This window comes from Nocardia araoensis NBRC 100135, assembly GCF_000308435.1.
Taxonomy (GTDB): domain Bacteria; phylum Actinomycetota; class Actinomycetes; order Mycobacteriales; family Mycobacteriaceae; genus Nocardia; species Nocardia araoensis.
The window spans coordinates 1-4,704 of the sequence record NZ_BAFR01000163.1 but is presented as its reverse complement, the minus strand read 5'-3'; the positions used below and the strand labels follow the sequence as shown (position 1 = coordinate 4,704).

General features: G+C 70.5%; 5 protein-coding genes and 2 pseudogenes. 3 read left to right on the top strand and 4 right to left on the bottom strand.

Annotated elements, in window-relative coordinates; all coding sequences use genetic code 11:
- Positions 1–1,378: pseudogene (locus ON21_RS22475) on the top strand (BTAD domain-containing putative transcriptional regulator); the annotation flags it as partial.
- A gap of 25 nt (positions 1,379–1,403) precedes the next feature.
- On the opposite strand, the gene ON21_RS22470 reads toward ON21_RS22475, so the two are convergent.
- The gene (locus ON21_RS22470) at positions 1,404–1,730 is read right to left on the bottom strand and encodes a nuclear transport factor 2 family protein (protein ID WP_051021218.1); all 327 of its coding nucleotides are present in this window, start codon (positions 1,728–1,730) and stop codon (positions 1,404–1,406) included.
- A gap of 8 nt (positions 1,731–1,738) precedes the next feature.
- Between ON21_RS22470 and ON21_RS22465 the strand changes: the two genes are divergently transcribed.
- Entirely contained in the window at positions 1,739–2,383 is a 645-nt protein-coding gene (locus ON21_RS22465; protein WP_039800465.1) for a TetR/AcrR family transcriptional regulator, read from the top strand.
- 5 nt (positions 2,384–2,388) lie between these two features.
- Here ON21_RS22465 and ON21_RS22460 read toward each other — a convergent pair whose 3' ends face one another.
- Entirely contained in the window at positions 2,389–3,129 is a 741-nt protein-coding gene (locus ON21_RS22460) for an SDR family oxidoreductase (protein WP_039800464.1), read from the bottom strand.
- Between the two features lie 144 nt (positions 3,130–3,273).
- Here ON21_RS22460 and ON21_RS38615 point away from each other — a divergent pair, with 144 nt between their 5' ends.
- A complete protein-coding gene (locus tag ON21_RS38615) occupies positions 3,274–3,429 on the top strand; it encodes a hypothetical protein (protein WP_157170920.1) in 156 nt (51 codons plus the stop codon).
- Positions 3,430–3,617: 188 nt separating this feature from the next.
- Here ON21_RS38615 and ON21_RS22455 read toward each other — a convergent pair whose 3' ends face one another.
- Complete coding sequence (locus ON21_RS22455) at positions 3,618–4,427, bottom strand: ESX secretion-associated protein EspG (protein WP_039800462.1); 810 nt, start codon at positions 4,425–4,427, stop codon at positions 3,618–3,620.
- A pseudogene (locus tag ON21_RS38610) lies at positions 4,424–4,704 on the bottom strand (hypothetical protein); the annotation flags it as partial. The pseudogene ON21_RS38610 and the gene ON21_RS22455, both read right to left, overlap by 4 nt.

The window sequence follows — 4,704 nt, the reverse complement described above, 5'->3', positions numbered from 1 at the left end:
CACCGCGGCGCACGCCTGTGCCGTCGCCGCGCGGGAGGCGCTGTCGCGGGACGCGGCCACCGAGTGCGCCGAACTCGCCGCCCGCGGTATGCGGCATACCGATCCCGGCGATGCCGAGCTGTCCATCGAACTCGATCGGCTTGCCGGACAAGCGCACAACCGCCTCGGCCACTACGACGAGGCGGCCGCGTGCTTCGACCGCGCCGGGCGGCGATGTGGTGAACGCCGCGACTGGCCAGGCCTGGCGCGGACCGCCCTGCTGGCCGCACCGCGCGGGGTAGCCGGGTACTTCTCCGGATACGGTGTGGTGCAGGCGGGTTCGTCCGGACTGCGGGCACAGGCACTCGCTCATCGCCTCGACCTCGACGGCGATCTGGTCGCCGAGGTGGAAGCGATCGAGGCCGCCGATCGCGCGATCGGCGGCCTCGCGGGCGATCTCGACGCCTTGGCCGACGCGCGGGCGCGCAGCGCGCCGGGCAGCCGGTCGCGGCCGCAGGTGCTGCTGGCCGAGTTCGTGTGCCATTGGGATCCGGCGACCGTCGCCGATCGGCGCAAGATCGCCGAGGAACTCGAGGAACTCGCCGGTCACGATCGTGCGGCGCGGGCGACGGCGATTCATCTGCGCCGTGTCTGCGCGCTGGAGGTGGGGGACATGCGGCTGGTGCGGCGATTGTCGGCGGAATTCGCGCGCCTGGCCGCCGACGGCACCGACCTCGCGGCCACCCAATTGTGGTGGGAGGTGATGCTCGCCGTGCTGCGCGGTGACTACCAGCGGTCCCAGGCGCTGATGACGCGCTTCGCCGCCGATCTGGGGACGCTCGACGACCGGGCCAGGTTGCTCGCCGAGGCCTCGGTGCTGACCAGCAGTTCGATCGAGCTGTGGCACCGCGGACGCCTCGGCGAGGCACTGGCCGAGGCGGACCGCATGGCCGAGGACTTCGACGAGGACTTCGCGCTCGTGGTCGCGATGGCCGCGGCGGAACTGGGCGACCACGAGCGGGCGATGGCGGCGATCGAATCGGTTGTCGCCCTGCCGGGGAGGTGGCACGGCCCGCGCGTCGCCGTACGGGTGCCGCTGCTGCTCGAAGCGCTGCTCGCGATCGGTCAGCGCGCGCCGCGGCAGCGCGACCGGGTGGGTGAGCTCACCGCCGAACTGGAACCGCTGACCCAGGGGTGGGGAGAGACGCTGCTGGTGCAGTGGCCGGGACTGGTATGCCTAGGGCCGTCCGGGCTGTACCGAGGCACCGCGCGCGGAATCCTCGGTCGCCCCGGCGCGCACGACGAAGTGGTCGCCGCGCGCAACCGAGCGCGTGCCCTCGGCGCCCGGCCGTACGAGGCACGCGCCGAGGACCGCCTGACCCGATGGCCGTTCGCCTGAGCGCCCGACCGCCGCGACGGGCAGGCTAGAACATTCCGTTCGAATGCAAGGCCTGTTCCGGTATGTCCTGCAAGACATCCCAATGCTCGGCCAGCTTGCCGTCCTCGAGGCGGAAGATGTCCATGATCGCCACGCCTCGCTGACCGGGCACCCGAACGGCGTGGACGTGAGCGGTCACGTAGTCGCCCTCGGCGACAAAGCGTTTGACCTCCACCGACAGTGCCGGGAACGTCTCCTGCAAGAACGCCAGCCGCTGCTGGAGACCGGCCACGCCGTCGGCGATCAGGGGATTGTGCTGGAAACTGAACAGCTGTAGCGCTACAACTGTAGCGCTACAGCTGTGCCGATACAATGCGCGTCATGGCAGAGGAACAGTCGGGCAACCGGCGCACGCGTGGGCGCAATCCCCGCGGGCAGGGCGAACGCTTGCGGGAGGAGATCGTGGTCGCCGCGCTGCGGATGCTCGACGAACTCGGCGATGACCAGGCGCTGTCGATGCGTGCGGTGGCGCGGGCGACAGGCACCGCAGCCACGTCGGTGTATCTGCACTTCGACGATCGAGACGCCTTGGTTCTGGCGGTGTTGAACCGCTGCCATGACGACCTGCTGCGGGCGATGGCGCAGGCCGAAGCGGGTCATGCCGACCCGGTCGGTCGATTGCGTTCGCGCACCCTGGTTCTCGGCGAGTGGGCCTACCGCCATCCCGGCCTGTACAAAGTGCTCCACGAGAGCGCGCTGAACCAGCGCACCGACATGGCATTCCGGCAGGAGCTGGCCGAGAGCACCGTCGCGGCGGTGCAGCGGTGCATGGACGCAGGCGCCGTCCCGGCCGATGACGCGGCCGCGGTCGCGCTCGATCTGCGAGCCGCCGTCCACGGCGCGGTCTCGATGCGGTTGCACCAGCCGGACCGCCCCTGGCCACCGTTGGCGGAGCAGGTCGAACGTTTCCTGGTCAAGCTGGTCGGTGTGCCGCCTTCGGCAGCCGGTGCGGTGCGCCCATCGTGACGCGCTCAGCTCTGCTTCGCGAGCCAATCCCGGTAGTGCGTGGCGGCCAGCCGCGCGTCCGGGCCCGCCGTGAGAACGTCGCCGGAGACGGCGGCGAACATGCCCGCCGTGTCGTCGGTGACGACGGTCCGGCTGTCGTGCCGAGCGGCCAGGGTGAGCCTGCCGAGGTCGTCGAGGCGGAAGACCTCCGGGCCGGCGACGTTGCGGATGCCGTTCAGCGGGGCGCCGGTGGCGACCTCGACGACCGCGTCGACCACGTCCGCGGCGGCCATCGGCTGGATCGGGGTGGCGGGCAGGCGGACGGTCTCGTCGTCGGAGGTCCAGGTCAGCACCGCGTCCATGAACTCGAAGAACTGGGTGGCGCGCACGATGGAGTACGGCGTCGGCCCCAGCCGCAGCAGGTCCTCCTGCATGGTCTTGGCCCGGTAGTAGTCCAGATCGGGCACCTGGTCGACGCCTACGATCGAGAGCACGACCTGGTGTCCGACACCGGCTTTCGCCCCGGCATCGAGCAGGTTGCGCATGGAGATGCGGAAGAAATCCACCGCCGCCTCGTCGAAGGTGGGCGAGTTCGCCAGGTCGACGACGACCTCAGCCCCCTCCAGCACCCGGTCCAGGCCCTTTCCCGTGATCAGGTCGACACCGGTGGACGGCGCCGCCGGGACGGCCTCGTGCCCGGCCGCGGCCAGCTTCGCGACCACCTGAGAGCCGATCCGGCCGGTTCCGCCGATGACTGTCAGTCTCATGGTTCTCGCCTTTCCCGGCGTGCCACGGGAGAGCCCGCGATTCATGAAACCGTTATCGGTTCGTTCCGCTCCCGGTACCACGTCGTCCGCTTCCACGACGGCGTCGATCGTCGGCTGCGTTCCCGCAACGACCGGTTCGGCCGCGTGCTCGCCGTGCTGTACGGGTCGCCGTTGGCGTTGCTCAAAGCCGGTCACCTGCTGCACCACCGCTACAACCGGACTCGTGAGCGGGCCCAGGTCTACGACCCGGCCGGTGCCGGCTGGGCGAGGGTCGCGCCCGGGTACTCATCCCGGCACTGAGCTTCGACCTGCACGGCGTGCATCATCGGCGACCCGGCCTGTGCTGGTACGCACTTCGGCCTGCCTTCGACGCCGAGGGTGGCCGGTACGACACCGGCTGGTTCCGTGCGGTGGCCCGCCAGATACGCGGCCCCCTCCGGCTCACCGAACGCTGAGTGCGGCCCGGCGCGGCCCTGCCACCGCCGCGATCACTCCTCGGTTTCCATGTGCGAATCCATCCGCGAGAGGATCTCCTCGATCCGGTCGTGCACCCACAGGGCCAGCAGGTCGCTGCCCATGGCAGTGGCGATCGGCGCCGGGTGATCCAGGGGCATCACGTAGCGTCCGTCGTCCGGCAGATCCCGCCACAACAGGCCCGCTTCGATACGTCCGCGCGGTCCGTACTTCGAGCGGCCCTGCAGCACCTTCACGATTCCGGTGCTGACGGCGGGAGTGTCGAAGAACGCGGCACTGCGCACCGCGTCGTCGTCGGGATCGTCGTCGTTGTCCGAGATGGTGGCGGCGGCCCGCTGCGGTTCGGGCTCGGGCTCGGGTGCGGCGGCCGGGAGGCAGAGACGGATCGCGTCCGAACCGCCGGCCCCGCAACGGGGAAGAAGTCCGACCACCGTGTCGGCCAAGGCGTGCGGATCGCACTCGAAGGCGTCGAATCCGCCGCTGTGCGCGAGTGTTTCGCCCGGTCGCTGGGTGATCACATAGCCGCGCGCCCGGTGCCGGATCGCGTGCACCCGGGTGCGTGTTTCCGGATTGCCGAAATCCTGGTCGTCCCAGGCGTGCGCCACGACGAAGACGTCGGGTTTGGCGATCGCGCCCGCCAAGGCGTCCAGATCGTGATCGAGCCACTGCCGCAGCCGCTGCCGGACCTGCGCCTTCTCCTGCTCGTAGTCCGCTTCCAGCCGCGTGCGGCTGGTGAAGACGAACGGTGCGGGCAGCTCGCCCTGCCTGACCTCCTCGCAGAGCAGGTTGAACTCCAGATCGGTGAATTCCCAGAGCCGGTTCACGAGTCGACCACCGGCTTCACTCGGTCGGGCACAGCGCCGATGGCGTCGTCGAGATGGACCTTGGACTGCAAGAACTTGGCGGGCTTGTGGGCGGTGTTGCCCTGCCCGGCGCCACCGCCCGCGGCGCCGGGCGCTCCCATCATGGGCGCGCCCGCGGGCATACCGTCCTGCCGTGCGGCCGCCGCTGCGGGATAGATCGGAGCTTCGGCGCCCGGTAGTGACGCGCGCGGAAACAATTGGGAGGCACGGGATTGCTGCGTCGGATGCTCCGACAGCC

Coding starts and splice junctions, on each gene's coding strand:
- ON21_RS22465 (WP_039800465.1), top strand. CDS start 1,739: ATGGCAGAGGAACAGTCGGGCAACCGGCGCACGCGTGGGCGCAATCCC.
- ON21_RS22460 (WP_039800464.1), bottom strand. CDS start 3,129: ATGAGACTGACAGTCATCGGCGGAACCGGCCGGATCGGCTCTCAGGTG.